The organism is Pseudomonas mosselii (genome assembly GCF_005796105.1).
GTDB classification, from domain to species: Bacteria; Pseudomonadota; Gammaproteobacteria; order Pseudomonadales; family Pseudomonadaceae; genus Aquipseudomonas; species Aquipseudomonas mosselii_C.
The window spans coordinates 408892-429309 of sequence record NZ_VAUO01000002.1 but is presented as its reverse complement, the minus strand read 5'-3'; the positions used below and the strand labels follow the sequence as shown (position 1 = coordinate 429309).

Here is a 20418-nt window from a genome sequence, read left to right as displayed (position 1 = left end):
CGGGCCAGTGACGGCCCGCTTTTTCTTGCAGCTCACCACTTGCAGCTGCGCGCTTCAAAGCGCGCCGAACACCTTCTTGGCCAGGCTGGTCGCTGCCTGTGCTGGGTTCTTGCGAATGCTTTCTTCCTGCTTGGCGATCATCTCGAACAGGCCATCCAGGGCTTTTTCGGTCACGTAGCTTTCGATGTTGGCGCTCTTGGCGTCGATCACGCCCAGGCCTGCGGCTTGGCCGGCGAAGTTGTTGTACTGCTTGGCCAGGCCCACCTGGTCGGTGGCTTGCTTGACGATCGGCAGGAACTTGGCGCGGATCTCTTCGCGACTGCTCTTGTTCAGGTATTGGGTGGCGGAGTCATTGCCGCCGCTGAGGATGCCCTTGGCATCGGTCACGGTCATCTTCTTCACCGCATCCACCAGAATGGCCTGGGCCTGCGGTACGGCCGCCTCGGCCGCCTTGTTCATGCTGGCTTCCAGTGCTTCGACCTGGTCGCCCTTGCCGAACATCTTCATGGCCTTGGCTGCCTTGCCCAGTTTACCTGGCAACTCGATGCGCACATCGGGGTTGTTGCTGAAGCCGCCTGGGGTGCTCAGTTGCTTGACGGCAACCTGCGCGCCTTGGGTGAGGGCATCTTTAAGGCCCGTGGAGGCATCGCCTTGGGACAGGTCGCTGAGCGACAGGGCCAGGGCGCTGGCCGACAGCAGCAGGCCGGCGCATAGGGTGGTGAAGCGCAGGGAGGTGCGAAGCATGGGGATTTCCTTATGGGCAAAATGGAGCGGGTTCAGCGAGCCGGATCGACTTTGATCCGCAGCGGCTGCGGGTCGTTACCGTCGAGTGCCACGCCGTGCTGCTCGGTGTTGATGAACAGTAGCTGGCCGTCCAGCGTGATGCGCGCGCTCAGCGCGTAGCGGTGGCCGGGCTTGACCTGGGCTGGATCGTACGTGAGGTGGAACGGCAGCGGCACGTTGCCTTTTACCGGGCCTGTCTGGCTGGCCAGGGTCACTGCCGGGGCATCCATCAGCGATACGTCCTGCAGGCTCACGCTCAAGGTGGCGGACGGCGGCAGGGCGATGCGCTGCAGGTAGAAGACTTCGCCATCGAGGCTGGCGTGAGGCGTAGGCGTAGGGGTGGAGCAGGCCGCGAGCAGGGTGGCGCAGCACAGGCTAAAGAGTTTTTTCATGGAATCTCCGGTGCACAAGGGGTTGGCTTGTGGCCAACCCCTCGGACTTTAGCGGATTTTCGCCGGATGTGCGGCCCTACGCGGGAAGCGGATGCCGTCTGCGTCGGCAATGCGCCGATGCGCCGTACCCCGGCGAACCGTCATTCTGCCGGCAAAGGCCCCGGTGTTTCGCCGTGATGCAGCGCCACCTGACGGATCGACAGACGCAGTTCGGCCGACAGCACGCGCTTGGCTACACCTTCGGCCAGTTCGCCGAGCTTGTCGTGATGGCCGAGCTTGCCGCTAGCATCCGGGCGCAGCACGCCTTCGCGTACCAAGGTCTGGATGAAATGGCGGAACAGGGTCTTGTCGAAGAACTCCGGGGCGTTGAGCCCATGCAGGATCGACAGGCGCTGGGCCATCATCACGCACAGCTCCTCCAGCTCTTCGGCAGTCAGCGTGTGCTGGCCGCTGTTGAGCAACAGCGAGGTGGCCATGTAGAAGCGTTGCAGGGTCTGGGTGATGGTGCGGGCCAGCAGGGTCAGCAGCACGAACTGCCGCGAGCTTGGCGCCGGGCGCAGGTACACGCCGTTCTCGAAGCGCAGCAGGCCCTGCTCGACCAGTGCGTTGAGCCATTGGTCGATCACCTCGTCCAGTTGCTCGGGTGCCCAGCGCAGGAACAGCTCGGCCTGCAAGTAGGGATACAGCGCACGTACGTATTGCCCGACCAATTCGCGGCTCATGCGCGAGCTGCTCTGGAAGAAACTCGCCAGCAGCCCCGGCAGGGCGAAGATATGCAGCACGTTGTTGCGGTAGTAGGTCATCAGGACTGCGTTGGCTTCGTCCAGGTAGAGGATGCGCCCCAACGCATCTTTCTGCTCGGCCAGCAGGTCCATACCCAGCACATGCGTGATCAGCGCCTGGCCGTCGCCTTCGGGCAGGGTGGTGTGCGGTGAGTAGGGCACTTGGCGCAGCAGGGCCAGGTACAGGTCCAGCACCCGGTTCAGGGCCCGTTCGTCGAGGGCCAGGCGGCTGGTCGACAACAGTGCCAGGGCCACCAGGTTGACCGGGTTGACCGCAGCGGCCTCGTTGAGGTGGCGGGCCACGGTTTCGCCCAGGCGTGTGGTGGTGTCGTTGAGCCAGGCCGGGCGGTACTGTGGCGCCAGGTCCTGCTCGCGCCAGCCGGGTTGCTGCTCATCGAGGAAAGCATTCAGCCGGATCGGCTCGCCGAAGTTGACCGACACCTGGCCGAAGCGCTGCTTGAGGGCGCCAATGACCTTGAAGATGTCGAAGATCGATTCTTTCTTCTTGCTCGCTCCGCGTAGTTCGCCGAGGTAGGTGCGGCCTTCGAGCACCCGCTCGTAGCCGATGTACACCGGTACGAAGACGATCGGTGTGCGTGAGGAGCGCAGGAAGCTGCGCAGGGTGATCGACAGCATGCCGGGGCGCGGCTGGAGCATGCGCCCGGTGCGCGAGCGGCCACCTTCGACGAAGTACTCCACCGGGAAACCCTTGGTGAACAGGGTGTGCAGGTACTCGTTGAACACCGCCGTATACAGCGGATTGCCCTTGAAGGTGCGGCGCATGAAGAACGCCCCACCGCGCCGCAGCAGGCCGCCGATCAGCGGCATGTTGAGGTTGATGCCGGCGGCGATGTGCGGCGGCGTCAGGCCGTTGCGAAACAGCAGGTAGGACAGCAGCAGATAGTCGATATGGCTGCGGTGGCAGGGCACGTAGATGACCTCGTGGCCCGGGGCGATGCCCTGCACCTGCTCGATGTGGTTGACCTTGATGCCGTCGTAGATCTTGTTCCAGAACCAACTGAGCACCACTTCGAGGAAGCGGATGGCGGTGTAGGTGTAGTCCGAGGCGATTTCGTTGCCGTAGTGCAGCGCCTTGGCCTCGGCCTTGGCGTAGGGGATCTTCTCGCGCTCGGCCTCGTCGCTGATCGCCTGGCGCACCAGTGGGTCGTGTACCAGGCCCTTGACCAGGTTGCGCCGATGCGAAATATCCGGGCCGATAACTGCGGTCTTGAGATTGCGAAAGTGTACCCGCATGACCCGCTGGGCCATGCGCACCGTGCGCTCATGGCCTTTGTTGTGATCGACCAGTTCGCGCAGGTGAATCGGCGCTGAGAACTGCACGCGGGTCTTGCGCCCGAGAATCAGGATGCTCAGCAGCCGGCGCAGGCGCCCGGTGACCGCCCAGCTGTCGGCGAACAGCAGTTTCCACGGGCTCGATTCGCTGGCTGGGGTCTGCCCCCAGAACACGCTGACCGGGATGATCTGGGCATCCTCTTCGGCGTGTTGGGTGATGGCGGCGACCAGGCGCTGTAGGGTCGGTGGCGCGCCACGCTTGTCGTGGCGGCCGAGCCAATCGGGGTCAGGGGTGAGGTAGAAGAACGCCGCCGGTTCCTGCAAGGGGCCAACCGCCACCGGCAATACCGGGCGCGGCAGCCCTGCTTTGGTGCACTCGCGGTCGATCACAGCCAGATCGGTGAGCGAAGGCGAGGGCAGGGCGTAGAACACCGGGCGGCTGCGATCGAGCTTGAGCGTCAGCGAGGACTGGTTGATGGTCTCGGAGCGCACCCATAGGTACAGCACGCGACGCAGGGCGCCGAAGATGAGGCGGCGCAAGGGGGAACGGGTCATGGGGTTGGTGCCCTGGATGAGATCTTTCGGGTGTTTTCCACGGTATTAGTCTGCCGTATCTGCGTAAGTTCAGCAAAAATCGGCAAAAATACCGCCCGTCATGAATTTTTTTTGTTCCCTGTCATATACTCGGCCTGCTGCTTGCTTAAGTATTGACAAGCCGCAACGGCGCGGGTGGTGAGCCCCTGCCAGCAAGGCGATCTTCAAAATAAAAATCCGGAGTAGTTCAGATGTCGTCTCGTGAGACTGGGAATGTGAAGTGGTTCAACGATGCCAAGGGTTATGGCTTCATTCAGCGCGACGGTGGTGCGGATGTGTTCGTCCACTATCGGGCAATTCGCGGTGAGGGGCATCGCACCCTGGTCGAGGGACAACAGGTGGAGTACGCCTTGGTACAGGGCCAGAAAGGCCTCCAGGCCGAAGACGTCGTCGGTCTCTGACCGCCGCCGCAAGCGGTAAGCCTCAAGCTGCAAGCTGACCGTGGAGCTTGCAGCCTGATGCGTCCGAACTTGCAGCTTGTCGCTTACAACTCGCAGCTTGTAGCTTTGAGTGCTTAGCTTCAGTGTGTACGCCAGGTGATTTCCTGTTCACCGTCGGCGCTGATGCGGATCCAGCGATCGGCATCCTCTTCCCCGTCTTCCTCGCTCCAACTGCCGGGTGCGCAGCGCACTTCGACCGCGAGTGCGGCGAACGCCGCGCGCGCGCAGGCGATGTCATCTGCCCACGGGGTCTGGTCGCTCTCCAGGTACAAGCTGTTCCATTTCCCTACAGCCTTCGGTAACCAAGTGACCGGAATGTTACCGGCCATGCACTTGAAGGTCTGGCCTTTTTGCTTCCATTCGCTGCACGGGCCAAGGGCCTCGGTGAGCCAGGTGGCGATCTGCCGGTGATCGACGTCGTCGTCCTTGAGGTAGATCTCGATATCGGGTTGACGCATAGGGGGCTCCAGTGTGCTCAGTCTTGGCGCACGAAATAGTCATAACGCATGGAAACCGTGACGTCGAACGGTTCGGGCTGCTCGATCACCTGTGCGCGTTTTTCGGCGCTGGCGCGCCAGCCGTGCGGAGTCATGGCCAACAGGTCGGCGCGGGCCTTGGCCTCGACCAGGCTCAGGCGAAATTCGAGTACCTCGCTGTGGGCGTGCTGCATGCCTTGAGGAATCAGGGCGAGGTGCTTGTCGTCAGCGTAGGGGCGAACCTCATCGTAGAGCACCTCGCGCAACTCCATCAGGTGGCCGCTGGTCGGCCCCACCCGCATCAGGCCGCCGCCGGGGGCGAGCAGGCGCTTGGCTTCTTGCCAGTCCAGCGGGCTGAAGACGCTGGCGATGAAGCCGCAGCTGGCATCGGCCAGCGGCACGCGGGCCATGCTGGCGACCATCCAGGTCACTTCGGGGGCGCGCCGGCAGGCACGCTTGACCGCCTCGCGGGAGATGTCCAGGGCGTAGCCGTCGGCGCTTGGCAGCGCCTCGGCAAGCTGGGCGGTGTAGTAGCCCTCGCCACAGCCGATATCCAGCCAGGCGGACGGGGTGCGTTCGGCAGCCAACTGCGCCAGGCGGCGGGCCACCGGCGCGTAGTGGCCTGCTTCGAGGAAGTCGCGGCGGGCCTCGACCATGGCCTGGTTGTCGCCTGGGTCGCGGCTGTTCTTGTGCTGTACCGGCAGCAGGTTCAGGTAGCCCTGGCGGGCGCGGTCGAAACGGTGGCCGGCAGGGCAGGCCACGCCGTTGTCGAGCCGCGCCAGGGGCGCCTGGCAGAGAGGACAGGCGAGCATCAGGCGAGCAACCGCACCAGGGTCTGGTAGTAGATCTCGGTCAGTAGGTCGAGGTCGCTGGCCAGGATGCGTTCGTCAACCTGGTGAATAGTGGCGTTGACCGGGCCCAGCTCGACCACCTGGGTGCCCATGGTGGCGATGAAGCGACCATCGGAGGTGCCACCGCTGGTGGACGGTTGGGTGTCGCGACCGGTGACGGCCTTGATGCTCGAAGAGACCGCATCGAGCAGCTCGCCCGGCTCGGTGAGAAACGGCAGGCCCGACAGCGCCCAGTCGATGGTCCACTCCAACTGGTGCTTGTCCAGAATCGCCGCGACCCGCTGTTGCAGACCTTCGACCGTGGATTCGGTGGAGAAACGGAAGTTGAACAGCGCAGTCAGCTCGCCAGGCACCACGTTTGTGGCACCGGTACCGGCATTGAGGTTGGAGATCTGGAAGCTGGTCGGCGGGAAGAATGCGTTGCCTTCGTCCCAGTGCTCGGCGGCCAGTTCCGCCAGGGCCGCAGCGGCCAGGTGGATCGGGTTGCGTGCCAGGTGTGGATAGGCCACGTGACCTTGCTTGCCGCGCACGGTCAGCTTGGCGCCGAGCGAGCCACGACGGCCGTTCTTGACCACGTCACCGAGCAGCTGGGTACTCGACGGTTCCCCGACGATGCACCAGTCCAGGCGCTCGTTGCGGGCCTTGAGCAACTCGACCACGGCCTTGGTGCCATAGTGGGCCGGGCCTTCCTCGTCGCTGGTGATCAGGAAGGCCACTTTGCCGCGGTGGTTCGGGTAGTCCTGCACGAAGCGCTCGCAGGCGACCACCATCGAGGCCAGGCTGCCCTTCATGTCGGCGGCGCCGCGGCCGCAGAGCATGCCGTCGGCGTCGATCAGCGCGTCGAACGGCTCGTGTTGCCACTGCTGCACGGGGCCGGTGGGGACCACGTCGGTGTGCCCGGCGAAGCACAGCACCGGACCCTCCTGGGTGCCGTGGGTGGCCCAGAAATTGTCGACGTCTTCGAAACGCAGCGGTTCGAGCTGGAAGCCGACAGCGCCCAGGCGGTTCATCATCTGAGTCTGGCAGTCAGCGTCGACCGGGGTGACCGACGGGCGACGGATCAGGTCACAGGCCAGTTGCAGGGTAGGCGAGAGCTCGGCGGGGGCCGTCATGGGGAACTCCGGGGCAAGGCAAGGCGGGAAAATCCAAGGGGCGTTATCTTATATCAAATGACTTCGTCGGGCACTCTGCGCTTTATGAGCGATCACGAACTCGCAAGCCCGCTCCCGCAGGGTACGCGGCGGGCTTGCGAACATCGGTCTCAGACGGTTTGGGCCTCGGTAGCCTTTTCCACCGGCTTGGGCAGCGATGACAGAAACGCCATCACCAATGCCGCTACATAGGGCAACGATTGCACCAGCAACATCGCCACCCAGAAACGCATGTCCGAACTCGGCAGCCCCTGCACCAGGTAGATACCGAGTGCCGCGCCCCACAGCAGCAACATGATGAACAGCTCTTCACGTGCTTCGGAAATCGCCACCAGTAAGCCATGGCTGTCGGCATTCTTAGGCGTGCGGAAGAACGGCATGCTGCTGGTGAAGAACCCATACAGCACCGCCTTGGCGATGGTATGCGACAGCGCCAGGCCCGCCAGTGCCGCCGCAAAGGCATCCTTGAGGTCGACACCGACAGCGCGCCGATACAGGAACACGATCTTGCCAACCTTGAAGAAGAACAGCGCCAGCGGCGGGATGGCGAAAATCATCAGCGGCGGGTCGACCCGGTGCGGCACGATGATCATTGCCGCCGACCACAACAGTGCCCCGACGGTGAAGAAGATGTTCATGCCATCGGCGATCCACGGCAGCCAGCCGGCCAGGAAGTGATAGCGCTGGCCACGGGTCAGCTCGCTGCCTTTGCCGCGCAGCAGGGCGCTGGTGTGGTGCTTGATGATCTGGATGGCACCGTAGGCCCAGCGGAAACGCTGCTTCTTGAAGTCGATGAAGGTGTCGGGCATCAGGCCCTTGCCATAGCTGTTGTGTGCATAGGCAGCCGACAGGCCTTTCTCGAACACCCGCAGGCCTAGCTCGGCATCCTCGCAAATGCACCATTCGGCCCATCCCAGTTCTTCGAGCACCGAACGTCGGGTCATGGTCATGGTGCCGTGCTGGATGATCGCGTCACGGTCGTTGCGGGTGACCATGCCGATGTGGAAGAAGCCTTTGTATTCGCTGTAGCACAGCTTCTTGAAGGCGCTTTCGTGCTGGTCGCGGTAATCCTGCGGCGATTGCACCACGGCGATTTTCGGGTCGGCGAAGTGCGGCACCATATGCTTGAGCCAGTTGCGGTCGACGCAGTAGTCCGAGTCGATCACCGCGATCACTTCTGCATCCTTGGCGGTGTGCGGGATCAGGTAGTTGAGCGCGCCACCCTTGAAGCCTGCGAGGGGCGCCACATGGAAGAACTTGAAGCGCGGCCCGAGCTTTTCGCAATGAGCCTTCAGCGGCTCCCAGACGGCGGGGTCCTTGGTGTTGTTGTCGATCACCAGCACTTCGTAATCGGGGTAGTTCAGCGCTGCGAGGGCGTCGAGGGTCTGTTTGACCATCTCGGGCGGCTCGTTGTAGCACGGCACATGCACCGAAACCTTCGGGCGATAGGCGCTGTCGCCGTGCACCGGCAAGAATTCGCGGCGTCGTTTGTGTATCCACACCGCCTCGGCCAGCTCATGCGCCTCGGTCAGCAATACGATGAACACGCCCAACGCGCCCAGCGCCAGCAACACGCCGACGGTCAGGCTGAACCAGGTGCTGTATTGCTGGCTGTAGTCGTAGCCGATCCACACCAGCACCGATCCGCACAGGAACGTGATGAAGGTGAGGAAGGTGCGTCCACGCTGGCGCAGCGTCGAGCCGTCGATCAGCAGCACCGCCAGGGCGATCATCGCCAGGACCACCGAGGCCACGGCCAGGGCCCGCCATTGTGGAATGGCCACGATCGGGCCTTCGAAGTTGAATTTCTGCTGGCGCTCGGCGTTGAACACGCCCCAATAGGCGCCCACCGAGCCCTCGTCGCTGGCCTTCCAGGGTTGGTCATAGGCTTCGATGACGAAGTAGTTGTAGCCGCGTCGGTTGAGGGTATTGACCAAGGTGCGCAGGTAGATGGCCTGGTCGGCTTGGGTGGCGTCGGCGCCGCCACGCATGCGGCCATTGCTCGGCCAGCCGACTTCGGAGAGCAGTAGCGGCTTACGCGGGAACTGCTTGCGCAGCTCGCGGGCGCGGTCGAGGACGAACTGCACCGAATCTTTCATCGGCACGAACTCCCAGTACGGCAGGATGTGCGCGGCGATCAGATCGACATGCTTGGCCAGTTCGGGGTGCTCCTTCCAGATGTGCCATTGCTCGCTGGTGGTCACCGGCACCTTCACGGCCTTGCGCACCCGATCGAGGTAGGCGATCAGCTCCTCGGGGGTGACCTCTTCGCGAAACAGCGCTTCGTTACCGACCACTACCCGCACCACGCTACGCGAGCTGTTGGCCAGGCCGATGGCTTTTTCGATCTCGCGCTCGTTGCGCTCCAGGTCCTTGCTGATCCAGATCCCCAGGGTGACCCGCAAGCCCAGCTCCTCGGCCAGGTGCGGCACCTCTGCCTGGGTACCCTCGACGGTGTAGATACGGATGTTGTCGGTCAGCTTGTTCAGCTGTTCCAGGTCCTGGCGAATCTCGTCCTCGCTGGGGTACTGGCCCTTTTGCGGGCTTTCACCCAGGCGAAACGGCGAATAGGAAAAGCCGGAAATCTGTTCCGGCCAGGCGGGCGCGGACACCGGGCGGTTGATCAGGGCCCAGAACCCGGTGAACAGCGCGGCGATGGCCAGGACCACCACCAGGTTGAGGCCGAACTTGCGTGATGACATAGGTGTTTCCGAAGAGGGGAGCGGGCGCATGATTTCAGCCCTGTCGCACAAGGCTGAGCGTTGGATATGCGACAGAGGATGAAGTTCTTCGCCGACTCAGTTGTCGTCCATATCGTTTGGTTCGATAAGACATTAAAGCAGGCTTGGTAGGATTCTTTCCAACGGCAGCCTGTGAAGCGGCCTCTTGCCCTATAATGCGCGCCGGTTTTTTTCGAGTTTCGAGCATGAGCACAGAAGATCCACGCTTTGCCGGTGTCGCCCGGCTGTATGGCGACCAAGGGCTGCAACGCCTGGCACAGGCCCATGTGGCGGTGGTCGGCATCGGCGGGGTCGGCTCGTGGGTGGCCGAGGCCCTGGCGCGCAGTGGCGTGGGCGAGATCAGCTTGTTCGACCTGGACGATGTCTGTGTCAGCAACACCAATCGCCAGGCGCATGCGCTGCAAGGGCAGGTCGGGCGGCCCAAGGTCGAGGTGATGGCCGAGCGCCTGCGTGCGATCAACCCGGCCATCAATGTTCATGCGGTGGCCGACTTCGTCACCCGCGAGAGCATGGCCGAGCACATCACCGAGCAGATGGACTGCGTGATCGACTGCATCGACAGCGTGATGGCCAAGGCCGCACTGATCGCCTGGTGCAAACGGCGCAAGATCGCCATCATCACCACCGGTGGGGCAGGTGGGCAGATCGATCCTACCCAGATCCAGATCGCCGACCTCAACAAGACCTTCAACGATCCGTTGGCCTCGCGGGTACGCTCGACGTTGCGCCGGGACTACAACTTCTCGCGCAACACCAGTCGCAACTATCAGGTCCCGTGCGTGTTCTCCAGCGAGCAACTGCGCTATCCGAAGGGCGATGGCAGCGTGTGCCTGCAAAAGAGCTTCGTTGGTGAGGGTGTGCGCCTGGACTGTGCAGGGGGCTTTGGTGCGGTGATGATGGTGACCGCCACCTTTGCCATGGTGGCGGCGAGCAAGGCCATCGAAAAACTCGTGGGCGGTGCGCGGCGGCCTTCGGAGCGGGTCAAGGCCGAGTAGCCGCCCTGTGCAAGCGGGTTTGCCGTAGTGCCGGACCACTGCGCAACAGGCTGCGCCGATTCAGCGCCTTGACGCCAATTCCGCCATACGCTGCAACACCGCATGCAGCCCATTGGCGCGTGACGGCGACAACTGACGCTCAAGCCCTAGCCGGGTAAACCACTGCCCCAGGTCCAGCTCAGCCAGCTCGTCGCTGGCCAACCCCTGGACCCGCACCAGCAGCAATGCCAGCAACCCGCGCAACAAACGCGCATCGCTGGTGGCCTTGAACCGCCATTGCCCATCCACCTGCGTAGCGACCAGCCACACCAGGCTTTCGCAGCCATGCACGCGGTTGGACTCGTGCTTTTCACTGTCCTGTAGCGGCTCCAGCCGCTCACCCCATTGCATCAGCAAACGAGCGCGCTGCTCCCAGCCGCGCGCCTGCTCGAAGCTCTCCAGCGCCTGGTTGGCATCGACTGAAAGGCTCATCGCAGTAGCTCCAGGCCTTGGTCGAGGGCGTCGAAGAAACGCTGTAGGTCGTCGCTGTCGTTGTAGAGTCCCAGCGACACACGGATCGCGCCCTCCAACTGCATGCCCTTGAGCAACGGCATGGCGCAGTGGTGTCCGGCGCGCACGGCGATGCCCTGCTCGGTGAGCAGGTGGGCGATATCGGCGTTGTGCACGCCGTCGACGACAAAACTGGCCAGCGCCGCCTGGGGCGAGGCCAGCACCCGGATGCCGTCACGATCGGCCAGACCGCGCAGCAGGTGCTGATGCAGGCTGGCTTCGTGGTTGGCCACGGCGTTGGCGTCGAGGCTGGCGAGGTAGTCCAGGGTCGCGCCCAGGGCGATGATGCTGGCGATAGGCGGCGTTCCCGCCTCGAACCCCAGCGGTGCCGGGCGAAAGCTTGCACTCTGGTAGTCGGCCAATTGCACCATTTCGCCGCCGTACTGCCAGTGGCGCAGCAGCGCCTGCGCCTGCACGCGACCGTACAGCACGCCCACGCCGTCCGGGCCATATAGCTTGTGGCTGGAAAATACGTAGAAATCGCAGCCCAGTTGCTGCATGTCGTGACGGCCATGCACGATCCCTTGGGCGCCATCGACCACGCTTAGCGCCCCTTGGGCACGGGCATGGCTGAGCAACGCGGCCAGCGGCTGCCAGGTGCCGAGTACGTTGGACAACTGGCTGAGCGCAACCAGTCGGGTGCGTGGGCCGATCAGTTGCAGGGCGTGGTCCAGGTCGATGCAGCCGTGCTCGTTCAGCGGCAGCACCACCAGGCGTAGGCCTCGGCGCTGAGCCAACTGCTGCCAGGGCAGCAGGTTGGCATGGTGCTCCAGGGCGCTGATTGCGATCTCGTCGCCCGCCTCGAAATGCGGCTCCAGGCCATACGCCAGCAGGTTGAGCGCCGAGGTCGCACCGTGGGTGAAGACGATCTGCTGCGCATCCGCTGCATTCAGCCAACGGGCAAGCTTGTCGCGGGTGGCTTCGAAGGCTTGGGTCGCCAGGGCGCCGGGCAAGTGCTGGGCACGGTGCACGTTGGCCGCGCCATGGCCGTAATAGTGGCTCAGGGCGTCGATCAGGGCCTGCGGCTTCTGGGTGGTCGCGGCGCTGTCCAGGTAGGTCTGGTGCTGGCGTTGCAAGGCGGCGATGGCGGGGAAATCGGCACGCCAGGGGGAGGGCTGGAACATGTTCGCGGGGCCTGGAATGAAAAATCGGGTCTGCCCGTTAGAGCAGCCCCGATCTTATCACTTCGAACCGGCAGGTTCTCAGTTGTGGGCGTGCAGCGCCTCGTTCAGCTCGATGGCCGACTTGTGGGTCTTGCACTCCACGGCGCCGTTGAGCGAATTGCGACGGAACAGCAGGTCGGTCTGGCCGGCCAGGTCACGGGCCTTGACCACTTTGACCAGTTGGTTGTGCTCGTCGAGCAGGTTCACCTTGGTGCCGGCGGTGATGTACAGGCCTGCTTCAACGGTGTTGCGGTCGCCCAGCGGAATGCCGATCCCGGCGTTGGCGCCGATCAGGCAGCCTTCGCCGACCTTGATGACGATGTTGCCGCCGCCGGACAGGGTGCCCATTGTCGAGCAGCCGCCGCCCAGGTCCGAACCCTTGCCGACGAATACGCCCGCCGAGACGCGGCCTTCGATCATGCCTGGGCCTTCGGTGCCAGCGTTAAAGTTGACGAAGCCTTCGTGCATGATGGTGGTGCCTTCGCCGATGTAGGCGCCCAGGCGCACACGGGCGGTATCGGCGATACGCACGCCAGCCGGAACTACGTAGTCGGTCATCTTCGGGAACTTGTCCACCGAGAACACTTCCAGCAGTTCGCCCTTCAGGCGTGCTTCGAGTTGCAGCTCGGCCAGCTCGCTCAGGTCAACCGCACCCTGGTTGGTCCAGGCTACGTTCGGCAGCAGCGGGAAGATACCGGCCAGCGATACACCGTGCGGCTTGACCAGGCGGTGCGACAGCAGGTGCAGCTTGAGGTAGGCCTCGGGGGTGGAGGTCAGCGCTGCGTCTTCGGCCAGCACGGTGGCGACCAGTGGCTTGTGGCTTTCGGCCAGGCGGGTCAGCAGTGCCGCTTGGGCGGCGTCGACCGGCTTGACCGCTTCGGCCAGCTGCGCTGCCTGTGTATTGCTGAAGGCGATGGCCTGGTTGCCACCTTCGTAGCCCAGCACCGGCGCGATGGCGGCGATCAGCTCAGCCGAAGGATTGAGTACCGGTTGTGCGTAGAAGACTTCGAGCCAGGCGCCCTGGCGGTTCTGGGTGCCGACGCCGAAGGCCAGGCTGAACAGGGTATTGGACATGTGATTACCTCGTGCGAAATAGGGTAGGGGCTCAGGCCAGGGCGGCGGCGTACAGGTCGGGCTTGAAACCCACCAGGGTGCGCCCGCCGAGGTCAAGCACCGGGCGCTTGATCATCGATGGCTGGGCGAGCATAAGTTCGACGGCCTTGGCCTGGTCGAGATCGGCCTTGCTGGCGTCGTCGAGCTTGCGGAAAGTGGTGCCGGCACGGTTGAGGATGGTTTCCCAGCCGTGTTCGGCGCACCAGCGGTTCAGGCTGTCACGGTCGATACCTTGAACCTTGTAGTCGTGGAAGTCGTAGCCGATGGCCTTTTCTTCAAGCCAGGTGCGGGCCTTTTTCATGGTGTCGCAGGCTTTGATGCCGTAGAGAGTGTAAGCCATTGAATGCCTGGGGCAGCCGGGCTGGGCCGGATGTCCCGATACTCCTTGAAGATTGGGTGGGGCCGATTATGCGGTATCGAGGGGGGGGATGCCACGGCTGCGGGCCTGGAGGCGCTGCGCGAAGGCCGTCACCCCGTTGTGGGTAGCATTATGTTACATATTCGCGGGTTGTTTGCGACCATCGTGCAGCGGTCCACTCTAGCGGGTCGCCGCTAACATATTGTTTCAATGGCGAAGTTTCGTCCGTTGTAGTTTTTCGAATTGCACAGGAAGCCCGTGGCCATGCAGTCAGCCTATACCGTCCTTATCCTGCTGATGCTGGTGAGTGTGTCGAAACTGGTCGGGCGGGTGATCCCGCTGCCGTTGCCGCTGGTGCAGATAGCTGCCGGCGCCTTGCTCGCCTGGCCGACCCTGGGACTGCATGTGGCGTTGGACCCTGAGCTGTTCCTGTTTCTGTTCCTGCCGCCGTTGTTGTTCGCCGATGGCTGGCGCATTCCCAAGCGTGAGCTGTGGCGCATCCGTGGGCCGGTGGTGGCGCTGGCGGTGGGGCTGGTGCTGTTCACCGTGGTGGGGGCGGGCTACTTCATTCATTGGCTGTTGCCGAGTATCCCGCTCCCGGTAGCCTTCGCCTTGGCGGCGGTGCTGTCGCCGACCGACGCGGTGGCAGTGTCGGCCATCACCCAGGACCGCTTGCCCACGCCGCTGATGCACATGCTCCAGGGTGAAGCACTGATGAATGACGCTTCGGGCCTGGTGACCTTCAAGTTCGCCCTGGCCGCCGCGATTACCGGAGTGTTCTCGTTGACCGAGGCCAGCCTGAGCTTCGTGCTGGTGGCCCTTGGTGGCCTGGCGGTCGGGGTGGTATTAAGTTGGCTGATCGGCCGTCTGCGCACCTGGATGATCGCCCGTGGCTGGGATGATCCGGCCACCCATGTGGTGTTCATGCTGCTGTTGCCGTTCGCCGCCTACGTGCTGGCTGAGCGCTTGGGCGTTTCGGGCATCCTCTCGGCGGTAGCTGCCGGCATGATGCAGAGCTGGCTCGACCTGCTGCCCCGGCAGACCAGCACGCGCCTGCTCAATCGCAGCGTCTGGTCGCTACTGGAGTTTGCCTTCAACGGCCTGATCTTCCTGCTACTGGGGCTGCAACTACCCGACATTATCAAGGCCGTGGTCAGCCACGAGACCACCGTATGGCCCACGTTGGCCTGGCGCTGCCTGGACGTGTTGGCGATATTCGCGGCGTTGATCCTGTTGCGCTTCGTCTGGGTGCAGAGCATCTGGCGGGCGATTGGCGTGGTGCGGCGCTGGCGCGGCAAGGCGCAATTGGTGCTGATGCCGACAGCGCGCTCGTGCTGGCTGCTGACCTTGGGTGGCGTGCGCGGGGCGGTGACCTTGGCGGGCGTGATGTCGGTGCCATTGGTCTTGGGGGCGGGGCAGGCTTTCCCCGAGCGCGACTTGCTGATCTTTATCGCCGCTGGCGTGATCCTGCTGTCGCTGATCAGCGCCTGCATCGCCCTGCCGATCCTGTTGCGCGGCGTAACCAAAAGCCCGGATGAGCGCCTGCATCAAGAGGTGCAGGAGGCCTGGCGAAGAACCGCAGAGGCCGCGATCCATGCCTTGGAGGCCGAAGAGGTGATCGACGCCAGCGCCCCTCAGGATGCGGCTCAGGCTACCCTGGCGGTGGAACTCAAGGCGCGCCTGATGGCTGAGTACCGCGATGAGCTGGAAAGTTACAACGACAGTGACGAAGCCCGCGCGCTGGCCGCGCAAATGGACCTGCTCGAACGCCGGCTGCGCCTGCGTGCGCTGCGCGCCCAGCGCCTGGAGCTGTACAACCTGCATCGTCAGCATCTGGTTGGCGATGAGGTGGTACGCCAGGTGTTGGGCGAGCTGGACATGAGCGAGGCGAACCTGGGCGCGGTCAGGTAACGTCGGGCGAGCCTTTGCCTGGGTAGATCATGCGCATGAACTGCTTGTCCTTGGCGCTAAGCTCAACGGCCCAGTCAGAGGCGTGATCACCTACGGTGTACGCATTATTGATGGGATAGTGCATGATCGATTTTCGATCGTAGCGCAGGGTGATCCTGGGTTGGTAGGTGATCGGATCGTAGTTCTGGCTGATCAGTCGCTCGGCGATCTCATCGTAATCGGGATGCGCGCGTTCCTCTTCGCTGAACCGCGTGCTCAGGTAACGGCGCAGCGCCGCTTTGTCCCAGGCAATGCCCGCGTCGGGGTGCTGGTGCTCGTGGTAAAGCCCCAGGGCATGCCCGAACTCATGCAGTACCATCGCGTGCAAGTTTGGGTCGGCAGGTTTGACCCCAAGAATCATGGTCGCACCGTTGGTATCGCGTCTGTACCTGCCGTAATCGCTCTGGTTGAGCGTTTCTGGGCCATCGGTGCGAATGACGATTTCTGCGTGCCGCTGGTCGTTGTCGAGCAGCTCGAAGTTCAACTGCGCATGCTCCAGCCATTGCGACCCAATGTCGACTATCTGCCGCTTGAAGCCCTCATCCGGTGCGCCCAGAAACGAGATACGCAGCGTTTGTCCGGTGTTCCAGAAGGCTTCGGGCAGGCCTATCGAGCGCTTGAAACGGCTGGGTATGGAGGGCGTCTTGCCTTGCAATGACTGGTGTAGCTGATGCACCGTCTTTTCTATCAAGTAATCAATCATGTTACGGGCCTGCGTGTTAGGAAAGGCCGTAAGGTGCGATGGAACAGCGGGCGTTGTGCGTTACATATTGCGCGCGTCGATGTCGGTAAGCGGTAGTCGAGCGTGGCGGGTGGGCCTGCACCAACGTGCAGGCCCTGGTGACGATCAGCGCGCCTGCAGGAAGGTGCGAATCCGTTCGGCGGCTTCGATGCATTCGGCCAGCGGCGCAACCAAGGCCATGCGCACGCGTCCGGCACCTGGGTTCACGCCGTCGACTTCACGGGACAGGTACGAGCCGGGTACCACGGTCACATGCTGGTCTTCGAACAGATCGCGGGTGAAGTCGGCGTCACAGCCCGGGACCTTGGCCCACAGGTAGAAGCTGCCGTCAGGGCGCTTTACGTCGAGCACCGGTTGCAGGATGTCCAGCACGGCATCGTACTTGGCCCGGTACTGGTCGCGGTTGGCGCGCACATGGGTTTCGTCGTTCCAGGCCGCGATGCTGGCCAGTTGCGTTTGCACCGGCATGGCGCAGCCATGGTAGGTGCGGTACAGCAAGAACGGTTTGATGATGCTGGCGTCACCCGCCACGAAGCCCGAGCGCAGGCCTGGCAGGTTGGAACGCTTGGACAGGCTGTGGAACACCACGCAGCGGGCGAAGTCGCTGCGGCCAAGCTCGGCGCAGGCGGTCAGCAGGCCCGGTGGCGGGGCGTCTTCATCGAAGTACAGTTCGCTGTAGCACTCGTCCGAGGCGATCACGAAGTCGTGCTCATCGGCCAGGGCGATCAGCTTCTTCAGCGTGTCCATGGGCACCAGCGCACCGGTAGGGTTGCCTGGAGAGCACAGGAACAGGATCTGGCAGCGTTTCCAGACCTCGGCTGGCACCGCGTCGAAGTCTGGGTTGAAACCATTGCTTTCGAGGCATGGCAGGTAATGCGGGGTGGCGCCGGCGAGCAAGGCTGCGCCTTCGTAGATCTGGTAGAACGGGTTGGGGCTGACCACCAGGCCGTCATCGGCACGGTTGACCACGGCCTGTGTGAAGGCGAACAGCGCTTCACGGGTGCCATTGACCGGCAGTATATGGCGCTCGGCGTCGAGCCAGCCGGCCGGGACCTTGAAGCGTCGTTCGCACCACTGGCCGATGGCCTGGCGCAAGGCCGGCAGGCCCAGGGTGCTCGGGTAGACGGCGAGCTTGTCGAGGTTGTCGGCCAGGGCCTTGGCCACGAACGCCGGCGATTCGTGCTTCGGCTCGCCGATCGAAAGGGCGATGGCTCGTTTGTCCGCCGCTGGAGTCACGCTGCCGAGCAGCGCGCGCAGTTTTTCGAACGGGTAGGGCTGAAGCTGGGTCAAGGCATGGTTCATCGGCGCAAGGTCTCGTAATCGTCAAAAGGTCATGCGGGTAGGGCTGGCGTCACTGGCCTGGCCGGCTTGCAGTTGCTCGATGATGGCCTCCTGCAAGCGGCTGCACAGCTGCGGGTCGGACAGCGGCTGGTTGTCGGCGTCGGTGATGAAGAACACGTCTTCCACCCTTTCGCCGAGGGTGGCGATCTTGGCGTTCTGCAACGACAGGTCGAACTCCAGGAAGATCCGTCCGAGACGAGCCAGCAGGCCTGGTCGGTCCGGCGCGGTAATTTCGAGGATGGTCACAGGGCGCTGTGCGTCGTTGAGAATGGTCACCTGGGGGGCGAAATTGAAGTGCTTGAGCTGACGCGGCACGCGGCGCTGGATGATGGTCGGGTAGTCCTCGGGGTTGCGCAGCGCTTCGGTGAGGCCGTCACGGATCTGCTTGACCCGCTGCGGGTTGTTGCCGATCGAACCGCCGTCATTGTCGAGCACGATGTAGGTGTCCAGGGTGAACTGGCTGCTCGAGGTGATGATACGTGCGTCGTGAATGTTCAGGTTGAGCTGGGACATCGCGGCCACAGTCACGGCGAAGAAATCGTGCTGGTCGGGCGCATAGATGAAGATCTGCGTGCCCCCCTCGAATTCGCGCTGGGTCGTTTCCTTGATCAGCACCAGCGGGCCGCCATCGGCTGGCTGCTGCAGGATGGCGTCGGTGTGCCAGGCTACATCGGCAGCGTTGTGTTTAAGGAAATAGTCGTCGCCCAACTGCGCCCACAACTGCTCGACGTCGTCCGGATCGGTGCCTTCGCGAACCAGGATATCCAGCGCGGCCGATTGCGTCTGGCGGATCTGCTCCTCACGGTCCAGCGGATTTTCCAGGCCACGGCGCAGGGCACGCTTGGTTTCGGTGTACAACTGGCGCAACAGGCTGGCGCGCCACGAGTTCCACAGGCTGGGGTTGGTAGCGTTGATATCGGCCACGGTCAGTACGTAGAGGTAATCCAGGCGCGTTTCGTCGCCCACATGCAGGGCGAAATCGTTGATCACCTGTGGGTCTGACAGGTCCTTGCGCTGGGCGGTGGTGGACATCACCAGATGGTTCTGCACCAGCCAGACAATCAGCCGGCTGTCCCAGGCTGGCAACTGATGGCGTTCGCAGAAGGCCTGGGCATCCACGGCGCCGAGTTCCGAGTGGTCGCCCTGACGGCCTTTGCCGATGTCGTGGTACAGCCCCGCCAGGTAGATCAGCTCGGGCTTGGGCAGACGGCCCATGAGCTTGCTGGCCAGTGGGAATTTCTCCGAAACCGGCGTGTACTGGAGCTTGCGCAGGTGCTTGATCAGGTTGAGGGTGTGCGCATCGACCGTATAGATGTGGAACAGGTCGTGCTGCATCTGCCCGACGATCAGGCCGAACTCCGGCAGGTAGCGGCCGAGGATGCCGTAGCGGTTCATCCGACGCAGGTTGCGGTGGATACCGATCTCGCACTTGAACAGTTCGATGAACAGGCTGGTATTGCGGATATCGTGGCGGAACTTGTCGTCGATCAGGTGCCGGTGCTCGCGCAGCAGGCGCACGGTATCGGCGCGTACCCCCTTGATATCGGGATGCTGGGCCATCAGCACGAAGATCTCGAGCATGGCGAACGGGGTGCGGCGGAACACGTTCGGGTTGGTTGCTTCTATATAGCCGTCGTGCAGGCGAAAACGCGCATTGAGCGGTTGCGTGGTGCCACTGTCGTCATCGGCGAGGATGACTTCCTCGAAGTGCTGGATGATCAAGTCGCACAGTTGGCTGATGCTCATCACCACCCGGTAGTACTGCTGCATGAACTGCTCGATGGCGCGCTTGGGGTTGTCGTCGCTGAAACCCAGCAGGCCGGCGACGCTGCGCTGGTGGTCGAATAGCAGGCGGTCTTCGGCGCGTCCGGCGAGCATGTGCAGGGCATAGCGCACCCGCCACAGGAACGCTTGCGAGGAGGCCAACAGCTCGTTCTCGCTTTCGAGCAGAAAGCCTTCGTCGGCCAGAGCGTTCAGGTTGAGGGTGCCGTACTGGCGACGGGCTACCCAGAGTACCGTCTGGATGTCGCGCAAACCGCCAGGCGAGCCCTTGACGTTGGGTTCGAGGTTGTACTCGGTGTCGTTGTACTTGTGGTGGCGGGCCTTGAGTTCGGCGCGCTTGGCCAGGAAGAACTCGCGGCTGGGCCACATGTGCGCGGTGCTGGTTACCTCCAGCATGCGCTGGCGCAGCGGCTCGGGCCCGGCGATGGTGCGGCTTTCCATCAGGTTGGTGATGACCGTGAGGTCGGCGCGGGCTTGCTCGGCGCACTCATCGACCGTACGCACGCTCTGGCCCACTTCCAGGCCAATGTCCCACAACAAGGTCAGGAAGCGTTCTATGGCGTCGCGGTACAACTCGTGCTCGGCACTGTCCAGCAGGATCAGCAGGTCGATATCCGACCAGGGGTGCAGTTCGCCGCGTCCGTAACCGCCCACCGCTATCAGGGCGATACCGTCTGGCTTGCCCCAGTCGAACTGGCGCCAGGCCTGTTGCAGGACGTTGTCGACGAACCATGCGCGGTCCTCGATCAGTCGACGGATTTCACCGCCTTCGCGAAAACGTCTGTCGAGCACTTCGCCAGCCAGGCGGATCGCCTTCTTGAACGCGGCGATGGGGCTAGCTTTGAGGGCCAGTTCCGCCTGGAACTGACCGGGGTCGAACAGATCGGGATCCACCTGGGGCATCGAGTCGCGTTCCTGTTAG

General features: G+C 63.4%; 17 protein-coding genes. 3 read left to right on the top strand and 14 right to left on the bottom strand.

Annotated features, from left to right (window positions below; genetic code table 11):
* Positions 1–54: 54 nt before the first annotated feature.
* From FEM01_RS06940 to plsB, 3 genes are all read right to left on the bottom strand, one after another.
* Positions 55–744: a DUF4197 domain-containing protein gene (locus FEM01_RS06940; RefSeq protein ID WP_138218620.1), complete on the bottom strand. Its 690-nt coding sequence runs from the start codon at positions 742–744 to the stop codon at positions 55–57.
* Positions 745–776: 32 nt separating this feature from the next.
* On the bottom strand, positions 777–1175 hold the full coding sequence (locus FEM01_RS06935; protein ID WP_138218619.1) for a YbaY family lipoprotein: 399 nt from the start codon (positions 1173–1175) through the stop codon (positions 777–779).
* 140 nt (positions 1176–1315) lie between these two features.
* Positions 1316–3805: a glycerol-3-phosphate 1-O-acyltransferase PlsB gene (gene plsB, locus FEM01_RS06930; RefSeq protein ID WP_138218617.1), complete on the bottom strand. Its 2490-nt coding sequence runs from the start codon at positions 3803–3805 to the stop codon at positions 1316–1318.
* 230 nt (positions 3806–4035) lie between these two features.
* Between plsB and FEM01_RS06925 the strand changes: the two genes are divergently transcribed.
* Entirely contained in the window at positions 4036–4245 is a 210-nt protein-coding gene (locus FEM01_RS06925; protein ID WP_110992443.1) for a cold-shock protein, read from the top strand.
* A gap of 119 nt (positions 4246–4364) precedes the next feature.
* On the opposite strand, the gene FEM01_RS06920 is transcribed toward FEM01_RS06925, so the two are convergent.
* The 4 genes from FEM01_RS06920 to FEM01_RS06905 form a co-directional block, all read right to left on the bottom strand.
* The gene (locus FEM01_RS06920) at positions 4365–4742 is read right to left on the bottom strand and encodes a hypothetical protein (protein ID WP_138218615.1); all 378 of its coding nucleotides are present in this window, start codon (positions 4740–4742) and stop codon (positions 4365–4367) included.
* Positions 4743–4759: 17 nt separating this feature from the next.
* On the bottom strand, positions 4760–5572 hold the full coding sequence (locus FEM01_RS06915) for a putative RNA methyltransferase (protein WP_138218613.1): 813 nt from the start codon (positions 5570–5572) through the stop codon (positions 4760–4762).
* The gene (gene dapE / locus FEM01_RS06910; protein ID WP_138218611.1) at positions 5572–6723 is read right to left on the bottom strand and encodes a succinyl-diaminopimelate desuccinylase; all 1152 of its coding nucleotides are present in this window, start codon (positions 6721–6723) and stop codon (positions 5572–5574) included. Before dapE ends, FEM01_RS06915 begins: the two co-directional genes overlap by 1 nt.
* Before the next feature lie 149 nt (positions 6724–6872).
* The gene (locus FEM01_RS06905) at positions 6873–9464 is read right to left on the bottom strand and encodes a glycosyltransferase (RefSeq protein WP_138218609.1); all 2592 of its coding nucleotides are present in this window, start codon (positions 9462–9464) and stop codon (positions 6873–6875) included.
* A 224-nt stretch (positions 9465–9688) separates the two neighbouring features.
* Here FEM01_RS06905 and tcdA point away from each other — a divergent pair, with 224 nt between their 5' ends.
* On the top strand, positions 9689–10498 hold the full coding sequence (gene tcdA, locus FEM01_RS06900; RefSeq protein ID WP_138218607.1) for a tRNA cyclic N6-threonylcarbamoyladenosine(37) synthase TcdA: 810 nt from the start codon (positions 9689–9691) through the stop codon (positions 10496–10498).
* Positions 10499–10558: 60 nt separating this feature from the next.
* Here tcdA and FEM01_RS06895 read toward each other — a convergent pair whose 3' ends face one another.
* From FEM01_RS06895 to FEM01_RS06880, 4 genes are all read right to left on the bottom strand, one after another.
* The gene (locus tag FEM01_RS06895; protein ID WP_138218605.1) at positions 10559–10969 is read right to left on the bottom strand and encodes a SufE family protein; all 411 of its coding nucleotides are present in this window, start codon (positions 10967–10969) and stop codon (positions 10559–10561) included.
* Positions 10966–12171, bottom strand: a complete 1206-nt coding sequence (locus FEM01_RS06890) for a cysteine desulfurase (protein WP_138218603.1) — start codon at positions 12169–12171, stop codon at positions 10966–10968. Before FEM01_RS06890 ends, FEM01_RS06895 begins: the two co-directional genes overlap by 4 nt.
* 78 nt (positions 12172–12249) lie before the next feature.
* The gene (dapD, locus tag FEM01_RS06885) at positions 12250–13284 is read right to left on the bottom strand and encodes a 2,3,4,5-tetrahydropyridine-2,6-dicarboxylate N-succinyltransferase (RefSeq protein WP_138218601.1); all 1035 of its coding nucleotides are present in this window, start codon (positions 13282–13284) and stop codon (positions 12250–12252) included.
* A gap of 31 nt (positions 13285–13315) precedes the next feature.
* Positions 13316–13663, bottom strand: a complete 348-nt coding sequence (locus FEM01_RS06880; RefSeq protein ID WP_138218599.1) for an ArsC family reductase — start codon at positions 13661–13663, stop codon at positions 13316–13318.
* A gap of 282 nt (positions 13664–13945) precedes the next feature.
* Here FEM01_RS06880 and FEM01_RS06875 point away from each other — a divergent pair, with 282 nt between their 5' ends.
* Positions 13946–15592: a Na+/H+ antiporter gene (locus tag FEM01_RS06875; protein ID WP_138218597.1), complete on the top strand. Its 1647-nt coding sequence runs from the start codon at positions 13946–13948 to the stop codon at positions 15590–15592.
* On the opposite strand, the gene FEM01_RS06870 is transcribed toward FEM01_RS06875, so the two are convergent.
* The 3 genes from FEM01_RS06870 to FEM01_RS06860 all read right to left on the bottom strand — a co-directional run bounded on the left by FEM01_RS06870 (position 15585) and on the right by FEM01_RS06860 (position 20399).
* Positions 15585–16334, bottom strand: a complete 750-nt coding sequence (locus FEM01_RS06870) for a hypothetical protein (RefSeq protein WP_138218595.1) — start codon at positions 16332–16334, stop codon at positions 15585–15587. The genes FEM01_RS06875 and FEM01_RS06870 overlap by 8 nt on opposite strands.
* Positions 16335–16478: 144 nt before the next feature.
* Positions 16479–17675 (bottom strand): succinyldiaminopimelate transaminase, encoded by a 1197-nt coding sequence (gene dapC / locus FEM01_RS06865; RefSeq protein WP_138218593.1) that lies wholly within the window; start codon positions 17673–17675, stop codon positions 16479–16481.
* A 21-nt stretch (positions 17676–17696) separates the two neighbouring features.
* Positions 17697–20399: a [protein-PII] uridylyltransferase gene (locus tag FEM01_RS06860; RefSeq protein WP_138218591.1), complete on the bottom strand. Its 2703-nt coding sequence runs from the start codon at positions 20397–20399 to the stop codon at positions 17697–17699.
* Between the last annotated feature and the right edge of the window lie 19 nt (positions 20400–20418).